The organism is Streptomyces sp. MRC013, from assembly GCF_023614235.1.
Lineage (GTDB): Bacteria > Actinomycetota > Actinomycetes > Streptomycetales > Streptomycetaceae > Streptomyces.
This window is the reverse complement of the sequence record NZ_CP094264.1, coordinates 4,205,048-4,228,291: the sequence shown is the minus strand read 5'-3', so window position 1 is coordinate 4,228,291 and position 23,244 is coordinate 4,205,048. Positions and strand designations below refer to the sequence as shown.

The 23,244-nt window shown below is 76.0% G+C and carries 26 protein-coding genes and 1 pseudogene; 5 read left to right on the top strand and 22 right to left on the bottom strand.

The window, feature by feature from the left end; translation table 11 throughout:
* Positions 1–84 precede the first annotated feature (84 nt).
* The 10 genes from LUW75_RS19190 to hisI form a co-directional block, all read right to left on the bottom strand.
* Positions 85–1,011 (bottom strand): DsbA family protein, encoded by a 927-nt coding sequence (locus tag LUW75_RS19190; RefSeq protein ID WP_250336722.1) that lies wholly within the window; start codon positions 1,009–1,011, stop codon positions 85–87.
* 63 nt (positions 1,012–1,074) lie between these two features.
* Positions 1,075–1,890 (bottom strand): tryptophan synthase subunit alpha, encoded by an 816-nt coding sequence (gene trpA, locus LUW75_RS19185; protein WP_250336721.1) that lies wholly within the window; start codon positions 1,888–1,890, stop codon positions 1,075–1,077.
* Positions 1,887–3,173 carry a tryptophan synthase subunit beta gene (gene trpB / locus LUW75_RS19180; protein WP_250336720.1) on the bottom strand — a complete coding sequence of 429 codons (1,287 nt, stop codon included), beginning with the start codon at positions 3,171–3,173 and terminating at the stop codon, positions 1,887–1,889. Before trpB ends, trpA begins: the two co-directional genes overlap by 4 nt.
* Positions 3,174–3,246: 73 nt before the next feature.
* Positions 3,247–3,426 carry a tryptophan biosynthesis modulator TrpM gene (gene trpM / locus LUW75_RS19175; RefSeq protein WP_250337731.1) on the bottom strand — a complete coding sequence of 60 codons (180 nt, stop codon included), beginning with the start codon at positions 3,424–3,426 and terminating at the stop codon, positions 3,247–3,249.
* A 56-nt stretch (positions 3,427–3,482) separates the two neighbouring features.
* Positions 3,483–4,292, bottom strand: a complete 810-nt coding sequence (gene trpC, locus LUW75_RS19170; protein WP_250336719.1) for an indole-3-glycerol phosphate synthase TrpC — start codon at positions 4,290–4,292, stop codon at positions 3,483–3,485.
* A gap of 114 nt (positions 4,293–4,406) precedes the next feature.
* Positions 4,407–4,868 (bottom strand): DUF2752 domain-containing protein, encoded by a 462-nt coding sequence (locus tag LUW75_RS19165; protein ID WP_250336718.1) that lies wholly within the window; start codon positions 4,866–4,868, stop codon positions 4,407–4,409.
* A 91-nt stretch (positions 4,869–4,959) separates the two neighbouring features.
* Positions 4,960–5,211, bottom strand: a complete 252-nt coding sequence (locus LUW75_RS19160; protein WP_250336717.1) for an HGxxPAAW family protein — start codon at positions 5,209–5,211, stop codon at positions 4,960–4,962.
* A 127-nt stretch (positions 5,212–5,338) separates the two neighbouring features.
* Positions 5,339–5,998 (bottom strand): TIGR02234 family membrane protein, encoded by a 660-nt coding sequence (locus LUW75_RS19155; protein ID WP_250336716.1) that lies wholly within the window; start codon positions 5,996–5,998, stop codon positions 5,339–5,341.
* Between the two features lie 15 nt (positions 5,999–6,013).
* Positions 6,014–7,513: an anthranilate synthase component I gene (locus tag LUW75_RS19150; protein WP_250336715.1), complete on the bottom strand. Its 1,500-nt coding sequence runs from the start codon at positions 7,511–7,513 to the stop codon at positions 6,014–6,016.
* 11 nt (positions 7,514–7,524) lie between these two features.
* Positions 7,525–7,875, bottom strand: a complete 351-nt coding sequence (hisI, locus tag LUW75_RS19145) for a phosphoribosyl-AMP cyclohydrolase (protein ID WP_250336714.1) — start codon at positions 7,873–7,875, stop codon at positions 7,525–7,527.
* Positions 7,876–7,957: 82 nt separating this feature from the next.
* Here hisI and LUW75_RS19140 point away from each other — a divergent pair, with 82 nt between their 5' ends.
* On the top strand, positions 7,958–8,590 hold the full coding sequence (locus LUW75_RS19140) for a TIGR03085 family metal-binding protein (RefSeq protein ID WP_250336713.1): 633 nt from the start codon (positions 7,958–7,960) through the stop codon (positions 8,588–8,590).
* A 152-nt stretch (positions 8,591–8,742) separates the two neighbouring features.
* Here the strand turns inward: LUW75_RS19140 and hisF are convergent, their stop codons facing one another.
* From hisF to hisD, 8 genes are all read right to left on the bottom strand, one after another.
* The gene (hisF, locus tag LUW75_RS19135) at positions 8,743–9,513 is read right to left on the bottom strand and encodes an imidazole glycerol phosphate synthase subunit HisF (protein WP_250336712.1); all 771 of its coding nucleotides are present in this window, start codon (positions 9,511–9,513) and stop codon (positions 8,743–8,745) included.
* Positions 9,510–9,917, bottom strand: a complete 408-nt coding sequence (locus LUW75_RS19130) for a RidA family protein (RefSeq protein WP_250336711.1) — start codon at positions 9,915–9,917, stop codon at positions 9,510–9,512. The genes hisF and LUW75_RS19130 overlap by 4 nt, the downstream gene beginning before the upstream one ends.
* Entirely contained in the window at positions 9,914–10,639 is a 726-nt protein-coding gene (priA, locus tag LUW75_RS19125) for a bifunctional 1-(5-phosphoribosyl)-5-((5-phosphoribosylamino)methylideneamino)imidazole-4-carboxamide isomerase/phosphoribosylanthranilate isomerase PriA (RefSeq protein WP_250336710.1), read from the bottom strand. Before priA ends, LUW75_RS19130 begins: the two co-directional genes overlap by 4 nt.
* A gap of 40 nt (positions 10,640–10,679) precedes the next feature.
* On the bottom strand, positions 10,680–11,339 hold the full coding sequence (gene hisH / locus LUW75_RS19120) for an imidazole glycerol phosphate synthase subunit HisH (protein ID WP_250336709.1): 660 nt from the start codon (positions 11,337–11,339) through the stop codon (positions 10,680–10,682).
* Positions 11,336–11,503, bottom strand: a complete 168-nt coding sequence (locus LUW75_RS19115) for a hypothetical protein (protein WP_250336708.1) — start codon at positions 11,501–11,503, stop codon at positions 11,336–11,338. Before LUW75_RS19115 ends, hisH begins: the two co-directional genes overlap by 4 nt.
* Positions 11,504–11,585: 82 nt before the next feature.
* Positions 11,586–12,179, bottom strand: coding sequence for an imidazoleglycerol-phosphate dehydratase HisB (gene hisB, locus LUW75_RS19110; protein ID WP_250336707.1), 594 nt, complete (start codon positions 12,177–12,179; stop codon positions 11,586–11,588).
* On the bottom strand, positions 12,176–13,288 hold the full coding sequence (locus tag LUW75_RS19105) for a histidinol-phosphate transaminase (protein WP_250336706.1): 1,113 nt from the start codon (positions 13,286–13,288) through the stop codon (positions 12,176–12,178). The genes hisB and LUW75_RS19105 overlap by 4 nt, the downstream gene beginning before the upstream one ends.
* Positions 13,285–14,649, bottom strand: coding sequence for a histidinol dehydrogenase (hisD, locus tag LUW75_RS19100; RefSeq protein WP_250336705.1), 1,365 nt, complete (start codon positions 14,647–14,649; stop codon positions 13,285–13,287). The genes LUW75_RS19105 and hisD overlap by 4 nt, the downstream gene beginning before the upstream one ends.
* A gap of 218 nt (positions 14,650–14,867) precedes the next feature.
* On the opposite strand from hisD, the gene LUW75_RS19095 reads away from it, so the two are divergent.
* From LUW75_RS19095 to ybaK, 4 genes are all read left to right on the top strand, one after another.
* Complete coding sequence (locus tag LUW75_RS19095; RefSeq protein WP_250337730.1) at positions 14,868–16,463, top strand: oxidoreductase; 1,596 nt, start codon at positions 14,868–14,870, stop codon at positions 16,461–16,463.
* Positions 16,464–16,639: 176 nt separating this feature from the next.
* Complete coding sequence (locus tag LUW75_RS19090) at positions 16,640–17,632, top strand: hypothetical protein (protein ID WP_250336704.1); 993 nt, start codon at positions 16,640–16,642, stop codon at positions 17,630–17,632.
* Positions 17,633–17,735: 103 nt separating this feature from the next.
* Positions 17,736–18,476, top strand: a complete 741-nt coding sequence (locus LUW75_RS19085) for an LON peptidase substrate-binding domain-containing protein (protein ID WP_250336703.1) — start codon at positions 17,736–17,738, stop codon at positions 18,474–18,476.
* Positions 18,477–18,493: 17 nt separating this feature from the next.
* The gene (ybaK, locus tag LUW75_RS19080; protein WP_250336702.1) at positions 18,494–19,033 is read left to right on the top strand and encodes a Cys-tRNA(Pro) deacylase; all 540 of its coding nucleotides are present in this window, start codon (positions 18,494–18,496) and stop codon (positions 19,031–19,033) included.
* 22 nt (positions 19,034–19,055) lie between these two features.
* Here the strand turns inward: ybaK and LUW75_RS19075 are convergent, their stop codons facing one another.
* From LUW75_RS19075 to LUW75_RS19060, 4 genes and pseudogenes are all read right to left on the bottom strand, one after another.
* Complete coding sequence (locus LUW75_RS19075; protein WP_349816436.1) at positions 19,056–19,721, bottom strand: DUF2567 domain-containing protein; 666 nt, start codon at positions 19,719–19,721, stop codon at positions 19,056–19,058.
* Positions 19,722–19,800: 79 nt separating this feature from the next.
* On the bottom strand, positions 19,801–20,631 hold the full coding sequence (locus LUW75_RS19070; RefSeq protein ID WP_462933753.1) for an ABC transporter permease: 831 nt from the start codon (positions 20,629–20,631) through the stop codon (positions 19,801–19,803).
* Positions 20,632–20,812: 181 nt separating this feature from the next.
* Positions 20,813–21,784 carry an ABC transporter ATP-binding protein gene (locus LUW75_RS19065; RefSeq protein ID WP_250337728.1) on the bottom strand — a complete coding sequence of 324 codons (972 nt, stop codon included), beginning with the start codon at positions 21,782–21,784 and terminating at the stop codon, positions 20,813–20,815.
* Positions 21,785–21,867: 83 nt separating this feature from the next.
* A pseudogene (locus tag LUW75_RS19060) lies at positions 21,868–23,159 on the bottom strand (NYN domain-containing protein).
* Positions 23,160–23,244 lie beyond the last annotated feature (85 nt).

Below are 23,244 nucleotides of genomic sequence, written 5' to 3'. Positions count from 1 at the left end.
CCTGCCGGGCCGGTGACCGGGCCACCCGCCCGGCAAAGACTGCATAACGCCCGGCCGGGCCGGGGCCCGGGGCCGGGTGCCGGGTCAGTGCGCGGCATCCGCCCCGGAGCCCGGCCCGGAACCGGTGTCCGGGCCGCCGCCGCTCCCGCCCGCCGGGGACGACGCGGGCCGCGGACCGCCTCCCGGCGCGGACGCCCCGGCGGAGGGGGTCGCCGTGCCGGGCTTCCTGCCCTTGTTGGCCTGCGCGACCCACTTCCTCAGGTTCGCCGGGGAGATCTGCTCGTTCCCCTTCGCCGGGAAGATCGGCTCGCCGTTGAGCAGGACGGTCGGCGTCCCCCGGAAGTCGCCGTCGCGGAACGCCTCGTTCGACGCGTTCACCCAGCCGTCGTGGGTGCCGTCGGCGACGCAGGAGCGGAAGGCCGGGGTGTCGAGGCCCGGTACCTTCGCCGCCAGCTCGAACAGCTTCGCGTCCCGGGCGAAGGCGTCGTCGGCCTCCTCCGGCTGGTTGGCGAAGAGCACGTCGTGGTAGGCGCCGAACTTCCCGGCGTCCTGCGCGCACGCCGCGGCGTTCGCCGCGTTGAGCGAACCGCCGCCGCCCATGTTGCCGTCGATGAGCGTGGCGAGCCGGTACTCGGTCCGCAGCCGCCCGGCGGCCTCCAGCCCGTGGATCGTGTCCCGGAAGGTGTTCTCGAACACGGCGCAGGCCGGGCAGCGGAAGTCCTCCCACACCGTCAGCGTGGCGGGGGCGTCCGGCGCGCCGACCGGGATGACCAGCCGGTCCTCTCCGGTGGCGCCGGACGGCGCGGTCACCGGGCCCTTGCCGGAGGTGTCGCCCCCGCCGCCGGTCTTCGCCGCGATGACGCCGACGACCGCGGCGAGGGCGAGCACGCCGGCGACGGCCGCCGTCACCAGCACCAGGCGGCGCCGCTTCTCGCGGGCCCGCTCGCGTTCGCGTTCGATCTGGAGCCGCCGGCGCGCGCTCTGCTTCCCTGCCCTGTTCTTCTCGTTCACGCCCAAGCAACGAACCGGGGAGGCACGTGCGCGCCTCCCCGGTTCCACATCCACCCGTACGAGCTACGAAACCCGCTTCACGCCCCGGGCCAGCTCGCCCGCCAGTTCCCGTACGGCCGCCACCCCGGCCGCGTGGTCGTCGGCGTCGAGCAGCCGCTTGACGAAGGCGGAACCGACGATGACGCCGTCCGCGAAGGAGGCGACCTCCGCGGCCTGCGCGGCGTCGGACACGCCGAGCCCGACGCAGACCGGCAGGCCGGTGGTGGCGCGGGTGCGCCGCACCAGCCCGGCGGCCTGCTCGCCGACGGACTCGCGGGTGCCGGTGACGCCCATGAGGGACGCGGCGTACACGAACCCGGAGCCGGCCGCGGTGATGGCGGCGAGCCGCTCGTCCTTGCTGCTGGGCGCGACGACGAAAACGGTGGCCAGGCCGTGCTTCGCGGCGTGTTCCCGCCACAGGGCGGACTCCTGCACGGGCAGGTCGGGCAGGATGCACCCGGCGCCGCCCGCCCCGGCCAGCTCGGCGGTGAACCGCTCCACCCCGTACCGGTCGACCGGGTTCCAGTACGTCATGACGAGGACCGGCTTCCCGGTGGCCTCGAACGCCTCGCGGACCGTGCGCATCACGTCGGCGATCCGGACGCCACCGCGCAGGGCGATGTCGTCGGCGGTCTGGATGACGGGGCCGTCCAGGACCGGATCGCTGTGGGGCAGGCCCACCTCGACGACATCGGCGCCGCCGTCGAGGACGGCCTTGACCGCCTCGATCCCGCCGTCGACGGTGGGGAAGCCGGCCGGGAGGTACGCGATGAGCGCGGCCCGGTCCTCGGCCCTGGCGGCGGCCAGGGTCTCGTCCAGCAGCCGGATGTTCCCGCTCACCTGGCGTCTCCCTCGATCTCGGCGGTGCGGCCGGCCTCGTCGGAGGCGACCTCGGCGTCGGTGTCGTACAGCCCGAAGTAGCGGGCGGCGGTGTCCATGTCCTTGTCGCCGCGGCCGGAGAGGTTCACGACGATCAGTCCTTCCGGGCCCAGCTCGCGGCCGACCTCCAGGGCTCCGGCGAGGGCGTGTGCGGACTCGATGGCCGGGATGACGCCCTCGGTGCGGGACAGCAGGCGCAGGGCGTGCATGGCCGCGTCGTCGGTGACGGCGCGGTACTCGCCGCGGCCGCTGTCCTTGAGGTAGGCGTGCTCGGGTCCGATGCCCGGGTAGTCCAGGCCGGCGGAGATCGAGTACGGCTCGGTGATCTGGCCCTCGTCGTCCTGGAGGACGTACGAGCGGGAGCCGTGCAGGACGCCCGGCTCGCCGGCGGTCAGGGTCGCCGCGTGCTCGCCGGTCTCCACCCCGCGGCCGGCCGGCTCGCAGCCGACGAGGCGGACGCCCTCGTCGGGGATGAACGCGTGGAACAGGCCGATGGCGTTGGAGCCGCCGCCGACGCAGGCGACGACGGCGTCGGGCAGGCGCCCGGCGCGCTCGAGGACCTGGCGGCGCGCCTCGACGCCGATGACCCGGTGGAAGTCGCGGACCATGGCCGGGAACGGGTGGGGGCCCGCGACGGTCCCGAAGAGGTAGTGGGTGCTGTCGACGTTGGCGACCCAGTCGCGGAACGCCTCGTTGATGGCGTCCTTCAGGGTGCGGCTGCCGGACTTCACGGCGACGACCTCGGCGCCGAGCATCCGCATGCGGGCGACGTTGAGGGCCTGGCGCCGGGTGTCGACCTCGCCCATGTAGACGGTGCAGTCGAGGCCGAACAGGGCGCACGCGGTCGCGGTGGCGACGCCGTGCTGGCCGGCGCCGGTCTCGGCGATGACGCGGGTCTTGCCCATCCGCCGGGTGAGCAGGGCCTGGCCCAGCACGTTGTTGATCTTGTGGGAGCCGGTGTGGTTCAGGTCCTCGCGCTTGAGGAAGACCCGGGCGCCGCCGGCGTGCCCGGCGAACCGGGGCACCTCGGTGAGCGCGCTGGGCCGGCCGGTGTAGTGGGCGAGCAGGTCGTCGAGCTCGCGGGCGAACCCGGGGTCGGCCTTGGCCTTGTCGTACTCGACGGCGACCTCGTCGACGGCGGCGACCAGCGCCTCCGGGATGAACGTGCCGCCGAAGGCGCCGAAGTACCCCCGGGCGTCCGGGACGCGCCCCTCGGGGTCGGGCAGGAAGAACTCGCTGGACATGCGGAAACCTCACGGTGAGTGTGGGTGGACACCGAACGCCGTGGGGGGCGGGCCGCGAGCCGGGTGCGGCTCGTCAGGCGGTGGTCGCCCGCGCCCCGCGGGGGCGCCATCGCATGCCGTCCACCTGGCCGGGCTCGGAGCCGATCACGTACCGCACGCGCCGCCCGCGCACCCGCCGTGCGGGCGCGCGGCAGCCCCGGGGGCGGCAGCCTCGGGCGAGCCGGGCGTACGCCTCCGGGGGAGCCGCCGGGATCTGGCGGGGGCGGGACGCGAGCGGAACTGCGGCAGCGGACACGGCGGGGGGGCCGCTCAGTCCCGGCCGTGCCGCAGCGCCGGGTGCGCCCCGGCGGCGACCAGGTCGGCCACGGCGGACCTCGGGTCGCGGCCGGTCACCAGGGACTCGCCCACGAGCACCGCGTCGGCGCCCGCGTTGGCGTAGGCGATCAGGTCGTGCGGGCCGCGGACGCCGGACTCGGCGACCTTCACGACGTGGGACGGGATCTCGGGGACGACGCGCTCGAAGGTGGAGCGGTCCACCTTGAGGGTCTTCAGGTCGCGGGCGTTGACGCCGATGACCCGGGCGCCCGCGTCCACGGCGCGGGCGGCCTCCTCCTCGTCGTGGACCTCGACCAGCGGGGTGAGCCCGATGGACTCGGCGCGCTCGATCAGCGAGACCAGCGCGGGCTGCTCCAGGGCGGCGACGATCAGCAGGGCGACGTCCGCGCCGTACGCGCGGGCCTCCCACAGCTGGTACGAGGTGACGATGAAGTCCTTGCGCAGGACCGGCACGTCGACCCGCGCGCGGACGGCCTCCAGGTCGGCGAGGGAGCCGCCGAAGCGGCGCTGCTCGGTGAGGACGGAGATCACGGCCGCGCCGCCCGCCTCGTAGTCGGCGGCGAGCCCCGCCGGGTCGGCGATGGCGGCCAGGGCGCCCTTGGAGGGGCTGGAGCGCTTGACCTCGCAGATCACCGTGACGCCCTCGCCGCGCAGGGCGGCGGCGCCGTCGCGGGCCTGGGGTGCCCGGGCGGCCCGCTCCTTGAGCTGGTCGAGGGAGACCCGCGCCTGCCGCTCTGCGAGGTCGGCGCGCACGCCTTCGATGATCTCGTCGAGCACGCTCACGCGAGAGGCCCCCTTCCGGGAGGGTGGTGTTCGATCGGGCCGGACACCTCGATGGTATCCGGAGGCGGGGCCGTCATCCGCACCCGGCCGGCGCCCCGGCGGCGGCCGCGGTCCTCACGGGGCGAGCGCGGAGCCGAAGGGCAGGTTCCGCACGACGGTGAAGACGGCCCACACCCCGCCGAGCAGCCAGAGCAGCGGCGGGCTCGGGTCGAGCCGCAGGGGGACTCCGCGGGCGGCCCTGACCAGCCAGAGCATCATGAACACGGCGAAGGCGGCGTACCCGGCGACCGCCATGGCGTTGGCGCCGAGGGCGGCGGCGAGGTCTCCGTGGGCGAAGGCGTGGGCGCTGCGCAGCCCGCCGCAGCCCGGGCAGTACAGCCCCGTGTACCGCAGCAGGGGGCAGGCGGGGTAGTGGCCGGGCTCGTTCGGGTCGACGGCGCCGACGTACGCGAAGGCCGCCGCGGCGGCCGCCAGGGTGCCCAGCGGCGGCAGGAGCCGCCGGTGCGGCGGGCGCGGGGGCGGCGGGGCGTACGGGGTGCGGCGGGGGTGCGGGGAGTGCGGTGTCGTGGCGTCCACCCGCCGATTGTCACCGTCCCGGCGGGAAGGCGCAGCCCGGCGTGGCCGGACCGCGCCCCGTGCCCGACCGGGGGTCGGGGGCGCGCGCGGATCAGGAGGCGGCCTGCGCGCGGCCCGCGTCGGCGCGCGCCTCGGCCTGCTCCCGCGGCTCCTTCGGCTGGCCGAGTCCGGCGGCCTTCATCGCGGCGCCGACGACACCGCCGAGCAGGACGACGGCCATTCCGGCCCAGAAGCCGAGCGGGTTGGCCGCCACCATGAAGACGCCGGCGATGCAGAAACCGGTGAAGGAGATGATGACACCGGTCCAGGCGGCCGGGGTGTGTCCGTGGGCGCTGCCCGCCATGAGTTGCTCCTCGTTGAATGTCGCTCTGTGGTGAGGCCCCGCCGAGTGCGGACGCTCGCGGCCATTCTTCCGCACGTGCGCGCACCGGGTGATCCGGGGGTGGGCCGTGCGCACCGGAAGGCCCCGGTCAGGCGCCCTCCGTGGGGTCCTCCCCGCGGTCCAGGGCCTTCCACAGCTCCTCGGGCCGTTCGGGGTCGCCGACGCGGCGGGCGGCGCGCGCGCGGGGGCCGCCGTCGCGCTCGTACCGGCCGGACATGGCGGGCCAGGTCCGGCCGCACCGCAGGGCGATCAGCCCGGCGGCGAGGATCAGCAGGGCGGCGGCGGCCGTCGCGTACGGCCAGGCCGTCTGGGTGAGGTCGACGGCCCGGGCGGCGGTGTCGCCGGTGGCGCGGGCCGCCCGCTCGTCGAGGGCGGCGCCGTCGCCCGCGCCGAGGAGGGCGGCCGCGGCCGCCCCGGCGCCGCTCAGCGCCAGGAGCAGCGCGACGACCCGGCGGCCGGCGCCGCGGGTGGCGAGGACCGCGACCAGGGCGGCGAGCCCGACGACGGCCAGGGCCGTGGGCACGCCGGTGACCTCGCCCCCGGCGGCCTCCAGGGCGACGGTGCCGCCGACGCCGGTGACGCGCCCCTCGGTCCAGGTGCGGCCGGAGGCGAGCAGGACGACGGCGGCGCCGAGGGCGCCCAGGAGCAGGGCCGCGGCGAGGCTGCGGCGGCCGCTTCCGGCGGTCGCCGCCTCGCCCCGGCGGGCGGCGCGGGGCTGGGGTACGGATGCGGCACTCACGTACCCCACTATCCCCCATCCGCCTCAGACGCGGCTCATCCGGTTGGCCGTGTGGACGGCGCGGAGCACCGCCGCCGCCTTGTTGCGGCACTCGGTGTCCTCGGCGACCGGGTCGGAGTCCGCGACCACTCCGGCGCCCGCCTGGACGTACGCCGTGCCGTCGCGCAGCAGCGCCGTGCGGATGGCGATGGCCGTGTCGGAGTCGCCCGCGAAGTCCAGGTAGCCGACGGCGCCGCCGTACAGGCCGCGGCGGCTGGGCTCCAGCTCCTCGATGATCTGCAGGGCGCGGGGCTTGGGCGCCCCGGAGAGCGTCCCGGCGGGGAAGCAGGCGGTCAGCACGTCGAAGGCGGTGCGGCCCTCCGCGACCCGGCCGGTCACGGTGGAGACGATGTGCATGACGTGCGAGTAGCGCTCGATCGACATGAAGTCGACGACCTCGACGGAGCCCGGCTCGCAGACCCGGCCCAGGTCGTTGCGGCCGAGGTCGACGAGCATGAGGTGCTCGGCGCGCTCCTTGGGGTCGGCGAGCAGCTCGTCGGCGAGGGCCCGGTCCTCCCGGGGGGTGGCGCCGCGCGGCCGGGTGCCGGCGATCGGGTGGACCGTGGCGCGCCCGGCCTCGACCTTGACCAGCGCCTCCGGGCTGGATCCGACGACGTCGAAGCCGTCGAGGCGGAGCAGGTACATGTACGGGGACGGGTTGGTGGCCCGCAGGACCCGGTAGACGTCCAGGGCGCTCGCCGCGCAGGGCGTCTCGAAGCGCTGCGACGGGACGACCTGGAAGGCCTCGCCGGCGCGGATGCGCTCCTTGACGTCCTCGACGGCCTCCTGGAACGCCTCGCCGCCCCACCGGGCGGTGTACTCGGGCAGCTCGGACGGCGGCAGGGCCGCGGGCCCGGAGTCGACGGGCTTCGCGAGGTCGGCCTGCATGGCGTCGAGCCGGGCGACGGCGTCCGCGTACGCCTCGTCGACGCCGGTGTCGAGGTCGTTGTGGTTGATCGCGTTGGCGATCAGCAGGACCGTGCCGTCCCAGTGGTCGAGGACGGCCAGGTCGGAGGTGAGCAGCATGGTGAGCTCGGGCAGGCCGAGCTCGTCCGCGCCGTGGTCGCCGATGCGCTCCAGGCGCCGCACGACGTCGTAGCCGAGGTAGCCGACCATGCCGCCGGTGAAGGGCGGCAGGTCCTCCCCGAGCAGCGCGGAGAGGTCGCGCGGGGTGTGCAGGGTCTCCACGGTGGCGCGCAGCGCCTCCAGCGGGTCGCCGTCGGCCGGGACGCCGACGGGCGGCGTGCCCAGCCAGTGCGTCCGCCCGTCGCGGACGGTCAGGGTGGCGGCGCTGCGGACGCCGACGAAGGAGTACCGGGACCAGGAGCGGCCGTTCTCGGCGGACTCCAGGAGGAACGTCCCGGGGCGTTCCGCGGCCAGCTTGCGGTAGAGGCCGACCGGGGTGTCGCCGTCCGCGAGGAGGCGGCGGCTGACGGGGATCACTCGGCGGTCGGCCGCCAGCTTGCGGAAGGTCTCGAGGTCCATGGGGCCCGACCCTACTCGCCCAGCGGGAGGACGTCGGCGTCGAAGCACGTCCTGGCCCCGGTGTGGCAGGCGGCGCCCACCTGGTCGACCTTGACGAGAACCGTGTCGGCGTCGCAGTCGAGGGCGACGGACCTGACGTGCTGGACGTGGCCGGAGGTGCCGCCCTTGACCCAGTACTCCCGGCGGCTGCGCGACCAGTAGGTGCAGCGGCCGGTGGTCAGGGTGCGGTGCAGGGCCTCGTCGTCCATCCAGCCGAGCATCAGCACCTCGCCGGTGTCGTACTGCTGGGCGATGGCCGGCAGCAGCCCGTCGGGGCTGCGCTTGAGGCGGGCGGCGATGGCCGGGTCGAGGTTGCTGGTCATGACGTCATTGTGCCGTGCGGCGCGGGCGTTTCGGGCCGCGCCCGCCGGGCGGTCCGGGGCGAACCCCCGTACGCTGGCTGCCATGTCCACCCACGCCGCACGCGAACGACTCCTCCTGGCCGATCTGTTGGAGGCGGCGGGTCCCGACGCGCCGACCCTCTGCGAGGGCTGGGCCACCCGCGACCTGGCCGCCCACCTGGTGGTGCGCGAGCGCCGCCCGGACGCGGCGGCGGGCGTCCTGCTGGGGCCGCTGCGGGGCCGGCTGGAGCGGATGCAGGCGGAGTTCGCCGCGAAGCCGTACGAGGAGCTGGTCCGGCTGGTGCGGACGGGTCCGCCGCGGATGTCGCCGTTCTCGCTCAAGCAGGTCGACGAGGGCGCCAACACCGTGGAGTTCTACGTCCACGCCGAGGACGTGCGGCGGGCGCGGGCGGACTGGACGCCGCGCGAGGTCGACCCGGTGTTCGCCGACGCGCTGTGGACCCGGCTGGAGCGGGCGGCCCGCCTGCTGGGCCGCCGCTGCCCCGTGGGGCTCGTCGTGCGCCGCCCCGACGGCCGGACGGCCGTCGCGCACCGCGGCGCACCGGTGGTGACGGTGACCGGCGAGCCGGGCGAGCTGACGCTGTTCCTGCACGGGCGGCAGGGGGCCGCCCGGGTGGAGGCGGACGGTGAGGCGGAGGCGATCGCCCGCGTCACGGAGGCGCGGCTGGGGATCTGAGGCCTCCGGGGCCCCGGTGGCCGGGCCGGCGGGACGGGGGCGCGGCGCGGTCCCGGAAGGCGGCCGCGGCTCCGGGGCCGTACCCGCGCCGGGCCCTCCGGAGCGCTCCCCGCCCCGGCCCGGGGCGCCGGGGCGGGGCGTCGGCGCGCGTCTCAGCGGACGGGGTGGCCGGCTTCCCTGAGCGCGGCCTTCACCTCTGCGATCCGCAGGTCCCCGAAGTGGAAGACGGACGCCGCCAGGACGGCGTCCGCGCCCGCCTCGACCGCGGGCGGGAAGTGGCCGGCCCCTCCGGCGCCGCCGGAGGCGATCACCGGTACGGTGACGTGCTCGCGGACCGCCGCGATCATCGCGGTGTCGTAGCCGTCCTTGGTGCCGTCGGCGTCCATGGAGTTCAGCAGGATCTCCCCCGCGCCCAGCTCCGCGGCCCGGTGCGCCCACTCCACGGCGTCGACGCCGGTGCCCCGGCGCCCGCCGTGCGTGGTGACCTCGAAGCCGGACGGCGTGGTGGTGCCCTCCGGGCAGCGCCGGGCGTCCACGGACAGCACGAGCACCTGGCTGCCGAACCGCTCGGAGATCTCCCCGATCAGCTCGGGCCGGGCGATGGCGGCCGTGTTGACGCCGACCTTGTCCGCACCGGCGCGCAGCAGCCGGTCCACGTCGTCGGCGCTGCGGACGCCGCCGCCGACGGTGAGCGGGATGAACACCTGCTCGGCGGTGCGCCGCACCACGTCGTAGGTGGTCTCCCGGTCGCCCGAGGAGGCGGTGATGTCGAGGAAGGTCAGCTCGTCGGCGCCCTCGGCGTCGTACAGCTTCGCCATCTCGACGGGGTCGCCCGCGTCGCGGAGGTCCCGGAAGTTGACGCCCTTGACGACGCGGCCGCCGTCCACGTCCAGGCAGGGGATGACTCGGACCGCGAGGCTCATGACGCGGCACCTCCGTTCGAGCGGTACGCCTCGACCTCGACCTCGACGACGAGCCGGGGGTCGACGAGGCCGGAGACGACGATCATCGACGCGGCGGGGCGGACGGCGTCGAACAGCTCCTTGTGGGCGCGGCCGACCTCCTCCACGTCCCGCGCGTGGGTGAGGTACATGCGGGTGCGGACCACGTCCGCCGGGCCGAGGCCGAGCCGCCCCAGCGCGTCGAACGCCACGCCGAAGGCGTTGACGGTCTGCTCGTACGGGCCGCCCTCGGCGACGGCCCCGTCCACGACCGACGTGCAGCCGGAGACCAGGACCAGGCCGTGGGGCAGTTCCACCGCGCGGGAGTAGCCGAACTGCTCCTCCCAGGGCGCGCCGGTGGCGATCCTGCGCGGGGAGCCGGTCACGCGGACACCGCCGCGAGGGCCTCCTGGAGGGTGAACGCCTTCGCGTAGAGGGCCTTGCCGACGATGGCGCCCTCGACGCCCAGCGGGACCAGCTCGGCGATGGCGCGCAGATCGTCCAGCGAGGAGACGCCGCCGGAGGCGACGACGGGCCGGTCGGTGGCGGCGCAGACGTCGCGCAGCAGGTCGAGGTTGGGGCCCTGGAGCGTGCCGTCCTTGGCGATGTCGGTGACCACGTACCGGGCGCAGCCCTCCTCGTCGAGGCGCTGCAGCGTCTCGTACAGGTCGCCGCCGTCGCGGGTCCAGCCGCGGCCCCGCAGGGTGGTGCCGCGCACGTCCAGGCCGACGGCGATCCTGTCGCCGTGCTCGGCGATGACCCCGGCGACCCACTCGGGGGTCTCCAGGGCCGCCGTGCCGAGGTTGACGCGGGTGCAGCCGGTGGCGAGGGCGGCGGCGAGCGAGGCGTCGTCGCGGATGCCGCCGGACAGCTCGACCTTCACGTCCACGGCCCCGGTGACCTCGGTGATCACGTCGCGGTTGTCACCGGTGCCGAAGGCCGCGTCGAGGTCGACGAGATGGAGCCACTCGGCGCCCGCCCGCTGCCAGGCCAGGGCCGCCTCCAGCGGGGAGCCGTAGGACGTCTCCGTGCCGGACTCGCCGTGGACGAGGCGGACGGCCCGGCCGTCCCGGACGTCGACGGCGGGGAGGAGTTCGAGCTTGTTCATCTCAGGGGTCCTAGCCTCTAAGCGGGTGCGGGAGGTCGGGTCAGAAGGTGTCGAGCCAGTTGGCGAGCAGCCGGGCCCCGGCGTCGCCGGACTTCTCCGGGTGGAACTGGGTCGCCCACAGGGCGCCGTTCTCGACGGCGGCGACGAACCGCTCGCCGTGCGTGGACCAGGTGACCCCGGGGGCGCGCATGGCCGGGTTCGCGGTCCGGAGGGACCAGTCGGTCACGGCGTACGAGTGGACGAAGTAGAACCGCTCCCCGGGGTCGATCCCGGCGAACATCTCGCTGCCGCCGGGCGCCTCGACGGTGTTCCACCCCATGTGCGGGACGACGGGTGCTCGGAGGGGGCCGACCGTTCCGGGCCACTCGTCGAGGCCCTCGGTCTCGACGCCGTGCTCGACGCCGCGCGCGAACAGGACCTGCATCCCGACGCAGATGCCCATGACCGGCCGGCCGCCGGACAGCCTGCGCCCGATGATCCAGTCGCCGCGCGCCCTCCTCAGCCCGGCCATGCAGGCGGAGAAGGCGCCGACGCCGGGGACGAGGAGCCCGTCGGCGTTCATGGCCCTGTCGTAGTCGCGGGTGATCTCGACGTCGGCGCCCACGCGGGCGAGGGCGCGTTCGGCGGAGCGGACGTTGCCGAACCCGTAGTCGAGGACGACGACCTTCCTCGCGGTGCCGCCGCCGTGCGTTCGGGTCATTCCCAGATCCCCCGGATCCTCAGGACTCCGGCGAGGAGGCACATGCCGGAGGCGACGGCGAGCAGGACGACGAGTCCCCTGGGCATCTTCTGCCGGGTGAAGGAGTAGACGCCCCCGGCCAGGAACAGGCCGACGACGATCAGGACGGTGGACAGCCCGGTCATCGCGGCCCCCCGTCCGCGCCCGCGCCCGCGCGGCGCGGGGAGGCCGTGTCCGTCCGCGGCCCGGCGGCCGCGCGTGCGGCGCTCACAGGGCGCCCTTCGTCGAGGGCAGGATGCCGGCGGCGCGCGGGTCGCGCTCGGACGCCTGGCGCAGTGCGCGGGCGAGGGCCTTGAACTGGCACTCCACGATGTGGTGGGCGTTGCGCCCGTAGGGGACGTGGACGTGCAGCGCGATCTGGGCCTGGGCGACGAAGGACTCCAGGATGTGCCGGGTCATCGTCGTGTCGTACGCGCCGATCATCGGCGCCATGTTCTCGGGTTCGGTGTGCACGAGGTACGGGCGGCCGGAGAGGTCGACGGCGACCTGGGCGAGGGACTCGTCCAGCGGGACCGCGCAGTCGCCGAAGCGGTGGATGCCGACCTTGTCGCCGAGGGCCTGCCTGAAGGCGGCGCCGAGGGCGAGGGCGGTGTCCTCGATCGTGTGGTGGGAGTCGATGTGCAAGTCGCCGTCGGTCTTGACCGTGAGGTCGAACAGCCCGTGGCGGCCGAGCTGGTCGAGCATGTGGTCGTAGAAGCCGACGCCGGTGGAGACGTCGACCCTGCCGGTGCCGTCGAGGTCGATCTCGACGACGACGGACGTCTCCTTGGTGGTGCGCTCGACCCGTCCTACGCGGCTCATGAGCTCTGCTCCTTCCGAATGGCGCGGACCGCGTCCAGGAACGCGTCGTTCTCCTGCGGTGTGCCGGCCGTGACCCGCAGCCGGCCCGGTACGCCGTTGTCGCGGACCAGGACGCCGTGGCCGAGGATCTTCCGCCAGGCGGCGTGGGAGTCCTCGAAGCGCCCGAACTGGACGAAGTTGGCGTCGGAGTCGGTGACCTCGTAGCCGGCGGCGCGCAGCCCGGCGACGAGCCGGTCCCGTTCGGCCTTGAGGTGTTCGACGTACCCCAGCAGCGTATCGGTGTGCTCCAGCGCGGCCAGCGCGGTGGCCTGGGTGACGGCGGACAGGTGGTACGGCAGGCGCACCAGCTGGACGGCCTCGACGACGGCCGGGTGGGCGGCGAGGTAGCCGAGGCGGAGCCCGGCGGCGCCGAACGCCTTCGACATGGTGCGGGAGACCACCAGGTGCGGGCGGCCCTCGATGAGCGGCAGCAGCGACGGGCGGTGGCTGAACTCGACGTACGCCTCGTCGACGACGACCAGGGAGGGCTTGGCGGCCTGGGCGGCGTCGTGGAGGGCGAGGACCGTGTCGGCGTCGACGGCGGTGCCGGTGGGGTTGTTGGGGGAGGTGATGAACACCACGTCGGGGCGGTGCTCGGCGATGGCCGCCGAGGCGGCCGCCGGGTCGAGGCCGAAGTCCTCGCGGCGGGGGGCGGTGACCCAGCCGGTGCCGGTGCCGCGGGAGATCAGGCCGTGCATGGAGTACGAGGGCTCGAAGCCCAGCGCGGTCCTGCCGGGGCCGCCGAAGGCCTGCAGGAGCTGCTGGAGGACCTCGTTGGAGCCGTTGGCCGCCCAGACCCGGCCGGCGCCGACCTCGTGCCCGGTGGTGCGGGTGAGGTAGCGGGCCAGTTCGGTGCGCAGCTCGACGGCGTCGCGGTCGGGGTAGCGGTTGAGGTGCCGGGCCGCCTCCCGGACCCGCTCCGCGATGCGCTCCACGAGCGGCTCGGGCAGCGGGTACGGGTTCTCGTTGGTGTTGAGGCGCACGGGGACGTCGAGCTGGGGCGCGCCGTAGGGGGACTGGCCGTGCAGCTCGTCGCGGACGGGCAGGTCCTCGATGCGTGTCGCGGTCACCGTCGCGGCGCCCCTCCCGCTCGGGGCCCGCCCCGCCCTTCCGCGGGGAAGCGCGCCATCACGGCCTCGCCGTGCGCCGGCAGGTCCTCCGCCTCGGCGAGGGTGACCACATGGTGGGCGACCTCGGCGAGCGCCTCGCGCGTGTAGTCCACGATGTGGATGCCGCGCAGGAAGGACTGGACGGACAGGCCCGAGGAGTGGCAGGCGCAGCCGCCGGTGGGCAGGACGTGGTTGGAACCGGCGCAGTAGTCGCCGAGGGAGACCGGCGACCAGGGGCCGACGAAGATCGCGCCGGCGTTGCGGACGCGCCGGGCGACGGCGGCGGCGTCGGCGGTCTGGATCTCCAGGTGCTCGGCGCCGTAGGCGTCGACGACGCGCAGCCCCTCGTCGATCCCGTCGACGAGGACGATCGCGGACTGCCTGCCCCGCAGGGCGGGCAGGACGCGGTCGTCGGCGTGCCGGGTCGCGGCGGCCCGCGACCGCAGCTCGCGCTCGACGGCGTCGGCCAGCGCGGCGGAGTCGGTGACGAGGACGGCGGCGGCGAGCGGGTCGTGCTCGGCCTGGCTGACCAGGTCGGCGGCGACGTGGGACGGGTCCGCGGTGGCGTCGGCCAGGACGGCGATCTCGGTGGGGCCGGCCTCGGTGTCGATGCCGATGCGCCCGGTGAAGTACCGCTTGGCGGCGGCGACCCAGACGTTGCCGGGGCCGGTGACCATGTCGGCGGGGGCGCAGGTCTGCGTGCCGTACGCGAACATGGCGACGGCTTGCGCGCCGCCGGCCGCGTACACCTCGTCGACGCCGAGGAGGGCGCAGGCGGCGAGGATCGTCGGGTGCGGCAGGCCGGCGCTCCACCCGCCGGCGGGGGCCTTCTGCGGCGGGGAGGCGAGGGCGATCGACTCGACGCCCGCCTCCTGCGCCGGCACGGCGTTCATGACCACGGACGAGGGGTAGACCGAGCGGCCGCCCGGCGCGTACAGGCCGACGCGCCCGACCGGGACCCACTTCTCGGTGACCGTGCCGCCGGGCGCCACCTGCGTGGTGCTGGCGGTGCGGCGCTGCTCGCGGTGGACGGTCCGGGCCCGGCGGACGGACTCCTCCAGGCCGGCCCGGACGGCCGGGTCCAGCTCCTCCAGGGCGCGGGTCAGCGCGGCGGCCGGGACCCGCACCCGGTCGAGGTCGACCCCGTCGAAGCGACGGGCGTAGTCGATCAGCGCCGCGTCACCCCGATGGCGCACGTCCTCGCAGATGGGCCGCACCTTCTCCAGGGCGGCTTCCACGTCGAACTCGGCACGGGGCAGCAGGTCGCGCAGGGCTCCGCCCGCCGGCAGGGCGTCGCCTCGCAGATCGATACGTGAGATCACAGGTCGATTCTCGCAGACGGCCGCGCGGTACCCGCCCCTCGTATCACTGGCTGATACGCGCCACATCACTCCCTGGATGTCACACCTGACAGTTAGCGTTCAGCCCGTCACCCAGCGGGAAGAACAGCCGTACGACCTGGGGAAGTGAGGGGGCGGCATTGACCGAGCCGCACGACGACCGCGACGACCTCCGCGGAGGCGGGGGTCACGACGACGAGATGCCCGGGGACCTCAGCCCGGCCGAGCTGGGGATGTGGCAGGCGTTCCGGATCGGCGCGTGGTACGACCTGCGCTCGGGCCACCCGGTGCTGGACGACCCGTTCGCGCCGCGGGCGTGGCCGCGGGAGCGGTGCGTCCGGGCGCGGGTGGTGGCCCGGCTGCTGCTGTCCGGTCCGCCCGCGCTGGCGGGGCGCGTCGCGGCGCTGAAGGTGCGCGGGGCGCGGATCACCGGGCGGCTGGACCTGGCGGGCGGCACGGTCGCCCCCTACGTGGAGCTGCAGGCGTGCGTCTTCGACGACGAGGTGGTGCTGCCGGAGTCCCGGTTCACCACGCTCCGGCTGGTGGGCTGCGCGATACCCCGCCTGGAGGCGGCCCGGCTGCACACGGAGGGCGACCTGCACCTGCCGCGCTGCCGGGTGGCGCGCGGAATGCGGCTCACGGACGCGCAGATCGGCACGGACCTGCTGATCAGCCAGATCCACGTGCAGCCGGACCGGCGCGGGAGGGCGATCGTCGCGGACGGCATGTCGGTGGCGCAGGACCTCCAGGCCGAGCTGATCGAGACGTACGGCGAGTTCAGCATGCGCGGCGCGAAGGTCGGGGTGTCGCTGAGCCTGCGCGGCAGCCGGCTGCGGGGCGCGGAGGGGCGGCGCGCGCTGAACGCGCCGCAGCTGAGCGTGGAGCGGACGCTGTACCTGACGGGCGCGTGGGTGAGCGAGTCGGTGGGCGGCCCGGGCGACCACCCGGGCGGGACGCCGCCGTACGGGCTGGGGGACGTCAACACGCCGATGCGGGGCACGCGGATGCGGCCCTTCGAGTGCCGGGGCGGGGTGCGGCTGGACGACGGGCGGTTCGGGGACGCGGTCGACCTGCACCAGGCGCGGTTCGTGTTGTCGTCGGCGCGCAGGGAGGAACTGTCGCTGCGCAGGATCGTCACCCCGGAGCTGCGGTTCAGCTGTGAGCGGCCGGAGGAGGGGCGGGTGGTGCTGAACGGCGCGAAGGTAGTCACACTCGTCGACCAGGTGGCCAGCTGGCCGGGGCCGGGCGGCCTGGCGATCAACGGGTTCGTGTACGAGAACCTGGTGCCGTACGGGCACTTCCCGCTGGCCCAGCGGCTGGAGTGGGTCGCGGCGGCGACGCCCGAGTACGCGCCGGAGCCGTACGAACGGCTGGCGGCGGTGCTGCGCGGCTGCGGCGAGGACGCCGACGCACGGGAGGTGCTGCTCGCCAAGCAGCGGCGGCGGCGGGAGACGCTGCCGCTCGCCGCGAAGCTGTGGGGCTACCTCCAGGACTGGACGGTGGCCTACGGCTACCGCCCGGGCCGGGCGGCGGTGTGGATGGCGGTGCTGTGGGCTGCGGGGGCGCTGGCCTTCTCCTTCTACGAGCCGGTGCCGATCAAGCGGGAGGAGTTCCCGCACTGGGACGCCGGCCTCTACACGCTGGACCTGCTGCTGCCGGTGATCAACCTGGGCCAGGAGGGGTACTGGCGGCTGTCGGGGACGTGGCAGTGGCTGTCGACGGTACTCGTGCTGGTGGGGTGGATTCTGGCCACGGCGGTGGCGGCGGGCGCGTCGCGGCTGCTGGGCCGGCACTGACCGGACGGCGGGCCCGGAGGGACGCCGGGCGGGGGCGGCGGCGGACGCCGCGCGTCCCCGTCCGTGTCCGCACCACCGCTTTCTTTGCCTCCTCTTGACGTTCGCCAGGACAACCTTCCTGCCCCCACCAAAGCTTCACAGCCCCTCTCTGGTGCGGCTCCCACCTGCGGTTTTCAATGGTTCGCACGATGATTCTGCTCCGCTCCCTCCTGGGCAACGCGCGCCCGGACCGGCCCGGCCGGCCGCCCCGCGACGGGCTGTCGCCGGACGGCTGCGTGCTGCTGGACGCGCCGGACGACCGGCTCGGTCCGGCGTTGGTCGCCGCCGCGCTCGGGGATCACATTCCGGCCGCCCGGCTGCTTTCCGAGACCCGGCGCGCCGCCGAGTGGGAGTACCGGGACCGGTACGCCGTGCGCCTCGCCGCCTTCGCCCGCGGCCGGGGCGACTGGCTGACGGCGTGGCGGGCACAGGACCCCGGGGACCCGGACGCGCTGCTCGTCGCGGCGCAGCTGGCCGTGGACCGCGCCTGGGCGTCGCCCACCCGCGCCGAGCGCCTGCGGGAGGTCGAGCCGATGGTCCACGCGGCGGCCGGGGCGGCGCCCCGCGACCCGGTGCCGTGGCGGATCGCGCTGGACCACGCGCGGGGCAGCGGGGCGCCGGACGCGCTGTTCGAGGCGCTGTGGGAGCAGGCGGTGCGCCGGTCCTCCCGCCACCACGGGTGCCACGTGTCGGCGCTGGAGTACCTGTCGGCCCGCTGGTACGGCTCGCACCGGGCGTGCTTCGACTTCGCGGAGGCCGCCGCGTCCGACTCCCTGCCGGGCTCGCTGGTGCGGGCGCTGCCGCTGCGGGCGGCGTACGCGCAGCTGGTGGGCGGCGGCGGGGACGGTGTGCCGGGGGCGCGGGTGGACGCGGCGGCGGACCTGGCGGCCGAGCTGTCGGCGCGCTACCCGGTGGGCGACCCCTGGCCGGCCGAGGTGCGCAACCTGCTGGCGTACGTGCTGATGGCGCGGCGGCGCTGGACGGCGGCGCTGGAGCAGTTCCGGCTCATCGGACCGCGGGCCACGTCGCACCCCTGGTCCGCCGCGGCCGGCGAGGGCGGGGACCCGCTGGGGCGGTTCCTGGAGGCGCGCGAGACGGCGCGGCGCGCGAGCGTGCGCCGGGGCCGTTGACCGTACGCCGGAACGGTCGCGCGGCCGCCCCGCGGCCGTACGCCGGGCCGCCCGCGTACCGGGCCGGCCGCACGGCGGCGGGCGGCCATTACGCTTGACCGCTGTGACCACCGCTCGCCTGCCCCTCTTCCCGCTGAACTCGGTGCTCTTCCCCGGCCTCGTGCTGCCGCTGAACGTCTTCGAGGAGCGCTACCGCGCCATGATGCGCGAGCTGCTCGGGACGGACGGGTCGCAGCCGCGCCGCTTCGCCGTCGTCGCGATCCGCGACGGCCACGAGGTGGCGCCGACCGCGCCGGGGCTGCCCGACCAGACGGCGCTCCCCGAACGCGGCCCCGCCGCGGGCTTCGGCCCCGACCCGGCCGGAGCGTTCCACCGGGTGGGCTGCATCGCCGACGCGGCGACCATCCGCGAACGCCCCGACGGCGGTTTCGAGGTCCTCGCGACCGGGACGAAGCGGGTGAGGATCCTGTCGGTCGACGCGGGCGGCCCCTTCCTCACCGCGGAGGTGGAGGAACTGGAGGAGCCGCAGGGCGAGGGCGCCGAGGTGCTCGCCGAGGGCGTGCTGCGGGCTTTCCGCGCCTACCAGGAGCGGCTGGCGGGGGCGCGCGAGCGGTCGCTCTCCACCGGCGCCGAGCTACCCGACGAGCCGTCGGTCGTGTCGTACCTGGTGGCCGCCGCCGCGGTGCTGGACACACCGGCGAAGCAGCGGCTGCTCCAGGCGCCCGACACGGCGGTCCGGCTGCGCGAGGAACTGCGGCTGCTGCGCGCCGAGACCGCGGTGCTGCGGCACCTGCCCTCGCTCCCGGCGGTCGAGCTGACCCGGACGCCGACGAGCCCTAACTGAGGCGGAGGGGACGGACGGTGGCGAAGAAGCGGGAAAGAGGGGCGCGGGGGGCGCGCGCGGACGGGGCCGGCGGGGGGCGGCGGGCCGGTGGCACCCCCGCGACCACGGTCCTGACCGACGCGGGGGTCCCCTTCACGGTCCACGAGTACGTCCACGACCCGGCCTCGCCGTCGTACGGCGAGGAGGCCGCGGAGGCCCTCGGCGTGCCCCCGGAGCGGGTGTTCAAGACGCTGGTGGCCGACGTCGACGGCGCCCTGGCGGTCGCGGTGGTGCCGGTGGCGGGCCGGCTGGACCTGAGGGCGCTGGCAGCGGCGGTCGGCGGGAAGCGCGCGGTGATGGCCGACCCGGCGGCCGCGGAGCGGGCGACCGGCTACGTGCGGGGCGGCATCTCCCCGCTGGGCCAGCGGAGGAGGCTGCCGACGGTGCTGGACGCCTCGGCGTCCCGGTACGGGACGATCTGCGTGTCGGCGGGGCGGCGCGGCCTGGAGGTCGAGGTCTCCCCGGCGCATCTGGCCGAGCTGACCGGTGCCGTCCTCGCGCCGGTCGGCCGGGTGTAGCCGCCGGGCGCGGGCGGCCCGGTCAGGCGCGGGGCGCCTCGCGGGGCGGGCCGTACGGGTCGGGGTCCCGCTCCGGCTCGGGGTCGCGGGGGCCGAACAGCGCCGTGAGCGCCAGGTGGACGGCCATCGCGGCGACCGGCCAGGCCAGCAGCGCGCCGTACGCCCGGAGTTCCAGCGGCGCGTCGAAGGCGACGCCCTCGCCGACCGCCCGCGCGTGGGCCGCCACGTCGTGCGCGGGCCCCAGGAGCGTGCCCGTGCCCCATCCCAGTACGGACCCGAGCACCCCGCCGAGGGCGAGGCCGGCCACGACGGCGACGCCGCCCTGCCGGTACCGCAGGAACACGGCGAGGGCGCCGAGCGCGCCGAACGCCAGGCCGAGCAGGACGAACACGCCGTCCGCACCGACGGCGTGCTCCGCCTCCGATTCCCTCAGCAGGACCGACCTGCCGTCCGAGACGAGCGGCACCCGCGGCGCCAGCCAGAGCCACAGCAGGCCGAGCGCGATCCCCGCGACGGCCGTCGCGAGCAGGACCGCGGCCCCCTGCCGCGCCTCCGCCGCCGTGTCCGGAGCCGCCCGCCCGTCCCCCGCGTGCGGGCGGCCGGTCGTCGGGGGCGCGGGCGGTAGCGCGGGGTGCCCGCCCGGCGTGTCGCCGTTCGGGGGTGTGCTGGAGGCGGCGTCGTTCGGCACGTGCTCACTCGGGGGCCGGTGGGACGGGGGAAGAGATGCGGTCACCGTGTCATCGTGCCAGGACCGGCCGGGCGCCGCCTCACCGGACGGCCGCCCGGCGGTACGCCCGGGTGGCGACGGTCAGGGAGACGACGCCGACGGCGGCGCAGACCGAGAGGTCCAGGGCGACGGCCGCCCAGTCGGGGCTCGTGTCGAAGGTGCGGGCCAGCGCCTCGACCCCGTACGTCGACGGGAGCAGGTCGCGGGCCCAGCCGATCGGGCCGGGCAGCCGGTCGCCCGGCAGGACGCCGAGCAGCAGCGCCGCCGACATGCCGAGTTGACCGAGCAGCGTGGCCAGCTCCTGGCGCGGGGCGAGCAGCCCGAGCGCGGCGCCGAGGCCGGACAGCGCGGCCCCGGCGAGCGGGACGACGGCCGCGAGGATCCACAGGTGGGTGAGCGGCAGCTGGAAGAGGACCGACCCGGTGACGGCCGTGACGACCGTGCCGGGCACGGTGAAGGAGGCGTACGCCCCGGCGGCGCCGAGCACCACGGCGGCGGGCGGTACCGGCAGCGTGGCGTAGTGGTCGAGGCCGCCGCTCGCCCGCAGCTGCCCGAAGTACTGGGCGAGCAGGTTCAGCGCGACGAACGCCACGACCAGGACGGAGGACCCGGCGACGACCGCGCGGGCCTCGGCGCCGCCGTCGACGACACCGCGCATCAGCACCATGATCCCGACGGACTGGAAGGTCGCGACGAACAGCAGCGGGATGCGGGCGACGCGGGCGCGGGACAGCTGCGCCCGGTACACGGCGGCGAGCGCCGGCAGCAGCCGCGCGCGGGGCGCCAGGGGCGCGGCGGTCCGGCCGTCCGTCCCGGCGGCGGCCGTCCGGACGCCTCCGGCCGAGAGCGCCTCCGCAGGCAGGGTGCTCACCTTCTCCCACTCCCGTCCTCGCCGGCGGCGCCGTACCGCGCGCCGGCCGTCTCCGCCCCGCCGGCCGCCCGGCGCGCCGGGGCGCCGGGGCGTGCCGGGTGCCGGTCCGTGCCCGGCGCGCTCTCCCCGCGTCGCCGCGCGCTCATGACTTGACCAGCCCCTTCGTCTCGCCGCCGCGCGCTCATGACTTGACCAGCCCCTTCGCCTCGCCGCCGAGAGCCAGGTAGACGTCCTCCAGGCTCGGCGTCGCCAGCGTGAAGTCGTCGAGCGCCGTGAACGCCGCGCCGCCCGTCACCGCCGCGATCGCCGCGCGCGCCTCGTCCGGGGCCAGGCGCAGCACCCAGCGGCGCCCCGACGCGTGGGCGGAGGCCCGCAGCGCGGCCACCTCGGGGACCTCCAGCGGAGCGCGTTCGCGCCACACCAGGTCGACGCGCACCTCTCCGGCCACCCGCTCCTTCAGCCCGGCCGGGGTGTCGCAGGCGATGACCCGGCCCCGCTCCAGGACGGCGACGCGGTCCAGGACCGTCTCCGCTTCGATCACGTTGTGGGTGACCAGCAGCACCGTCGCGCCGCGCTCGGCGCGGCGCCGGTCGACGGCGGCCCAGACGGCCCGGCGTGCCGTCGGGTCCATGCCGGTGGTCGGCTCGTCGAGGACGAGCAGCGGCCGCTCGCCGACGAGGACGGCGGCGAAGCAGGCGAGTCGGCGCTGTCCGCCGGAGAGCTTCCTCAGGGGCCGGCCGGCGAGTTCGCCGAGGCCCAGTTCGTCGAGGACGGCGTCGCGTTCGGCGCGGGCGCCGCGGGCGGTGAGGCCGCGCAGCCGGCCGGTCGTCTCGGCGGCCAGCGCGACGGTCAGCTCGTCCAGCGCGGTGGACTCCTGGCCGAGGTAGCCGATGAGCCGCGCGGCGCGGTCGGGGTGGCGCACGAGGTCGTGGCCGAGGACCTCGACGCTGCCGGAGTCGGGGCGCATCAGGCCGGTGAGCTGGCGCACGAGGGTGGACTTGCCGGCGCCGTTGGGGCCGAGCAGCCCGAAGATCTCACCGCCCCGCACGTCCAGGTCGACCCCGTCGGTGGCCCGTACCTCGGGCGTCGCGGGCCTGCCGCGCCCGCCGCGCGTGGCGGGGTACGTCTTGACCAGGTCCCGCACCACGCACACCGTACTCACGAGGGATGAGCCTAAGGGGTCCCGGCCCCCGGATCGCGCCCGGGGCGGTGCCGCACGGCCCGGCGCTCCCGCCGCTACTCCCCCGCCGCCTGGTTCCCGGCCGCCGCGCGGCCGTCGATCTCCCGCCAGAAGCCGGCCCGGATCGTGTACCGGTCGTGCTCGTCGATCTGGTCGTCCTTGTGGGCGAGGAGGCCGAACCGGGCCGCGTACCTCAGGAGTTCGCCGTCGATGCGGTGCGGGATGCGCGGGTACATCGCGGAGAGCCTCTGGACGTGGCCCTGGTCGGGGAGCCGTTCCATCCAGCGGCGGGCGAAGACCTGGCCCACCTCGAACGGATCGCCGCCGACCGCGGTGATGTCCTCCTCCCGGTCGGCCCAGCGCTGCTCGGCGCTGGTGAGCTGGGCGAGGGTCGGGAGCGTCGCGGTCTCGGGGGTTCGCCGGCGGGGCCGGGACGGTCGATCCAGCCGCGGTCGGAGGACCAGCGCAGGGTGGCGTTGGCGGGGGCGGCGGACTGCTGGCCGTTGTGGTGGGCGGCGCGCAGCCCGGCGAGGTCCTTGGGGGTGGGCACTCCGCGCGCCGCGGTGGAGGGGGCCGCGGGGTGCGCGGTGCCTCCGGCCGGCGGGGCGGGCGCGGCGGTGGCGGCGGGCACGGCGGCCGGGACGGGGACGGGACGCGGGGGGTCGGCGAGGGGGCCGGGGGCCGCGCCGGAGGCCCGCTCGGCGGCGGGAGCCGTCTCGGGCAGGGGCGCGGCGAGGATGGCTGCGATCTCGGGGCGCGGTGCGGGCGGCGGGGCGCACGGCCCGGTGAGGTCCCTCACCCGTACGGCGCGGGTGATCCAGGCCCGGTCGAGGACGCGGCGCTCGTCGGCCTCGGCGACGAGGTCCTCGGACTGGTTGTAGTCGCCGTCGGCGGCCTGGACGGCCCAGAGGTGGACGGCGACGCCGTGTTCCTTGGCGGACATCAGGCCGGGCAGCAGGTCGCCGTCGCCGGTGACGAGGACGATGTCGGAGCAGGCCCGGTTGCGGGCCAGTTCGGTCAGCTCGGCGTGCATCGCGGCGTCGACGCCCTTCTGCGCCCAGCGCCCGTCGCTGCGGGTCAGGGCGCCGAGGCGGACGGTCACCCGGGGCATGACGCGCAGCCGGCGGTGCTCCGGCTGGGGGACGCGGTCGGGGGCGCCGTCGAACCAGTAGATGCGGAGCAGCGGCTGGGCCGTGTCGGCCTCGGCCCGTTCCCGCAGCCCCTGGACGAGGGCGGCGTGGTCGACGGTGATCCGGGAGCGGGCGGGGTCCCCGGCCAGCAGACTGGCGGCCGCGCCGAGCAGATAGCCGGCGTCCACGAGCACGACGCAGCGGTCCACGTGTTCCACCCTCTTTCGGGAACCTCGGGATCGGAGTTGCTTCGGGTGTCCTTCGAGTCTGCCCGACTGGCGGGGCCCCGGCGGTCGGAGCGCG

Excerpts from the sequence above, each read along its gene's own strand:
- LUW75_RS19140 (WP_250336713.1), top strand. The coding sequence starts at position 7,958 with ATGTCCACCCACGCCGCACGCGAACGACTCCTCCTGGCCGATCTGTTG.
- hisB (WP_250336707.1), bottom strand. The coding sequence starts at position 12,179 with ATGAGCCGCGTAGGACGGGTCGAGCGCACCACCAAGGAGACGTCCGTC.
- LUW75_RS19115 (WP_250336708.1), bottom strand. The coding sequence starts at position 11,503 with ATGACCGGGCTGTCCACCGTCCTGATCGTCGTCGGCCTGTTCCTGGCC.
- hisF (WP_250336712.1), bottom strand. The coding sequence starts at position 9,513 with ATGAGCCTCGCGGTCCGAGTCATCCCCTGCCTGGACGTGGACGGCGGC.
- hisH (WP_250336709.1), bottom strand. The coding sequence starts at position 11,339 with ATGACCCGAACGCACGGCGGCGGCACCGCGAGGAAGGTCGTCGTCCTC.
- trpB (WP_250336720.1), bottom strand. The coding sequence starts at position 3,173 with ATGTCCAGCGAGTTCTTCCTGCCCGACCCCGAGGGGCGCGTCCCGGAC.
- LUW75_RS19150 (WP_250336715.1), bottom strand. The coding sequence starts at position 7,513 with ATGGACCTCGAGACCTTCCGCAAGCTGGCGGCCGACCGCCGAGTGATC.
- priA (WP_250336710.1), bottom strand. The coding sequence starts at position 10,639 with ATGAACAAGCTCGAACTCCTCCCCGCCGTCGACGTCCGGGACGGCCGG.
- LUW75_RS19095 (WP_250337730.1), top strand. The coding sequence starts at position 14,868 with ATGCCCGGGGACCTCAGCCCGGCCGAGCTGGGGATGTGGCAGGCGTTC.
- LUW75_RS19090 (WP_250336704.1), top strand. The coding sequence starts at position 16,640 with ATGGTTCGCACGATGATTCTGCTCCGCTCCCTCCTGGGCAACGCGCGC.
- LUW75_RS19160 (WP_250336717.1), bottom strand. The coding sequence starts at position 5,211 with ATGGCGGGCAGCGCCCACGGACACACCCCGGCCGCCTGGACCGGTGTC.
- hisI (WP_250336714.1), bottom strand. The coding sequence starts at position 7,875 with ATGACCAGCAACCTCGACCCGGCCATCGCCGCCCGCCTCAAGCGCAGC.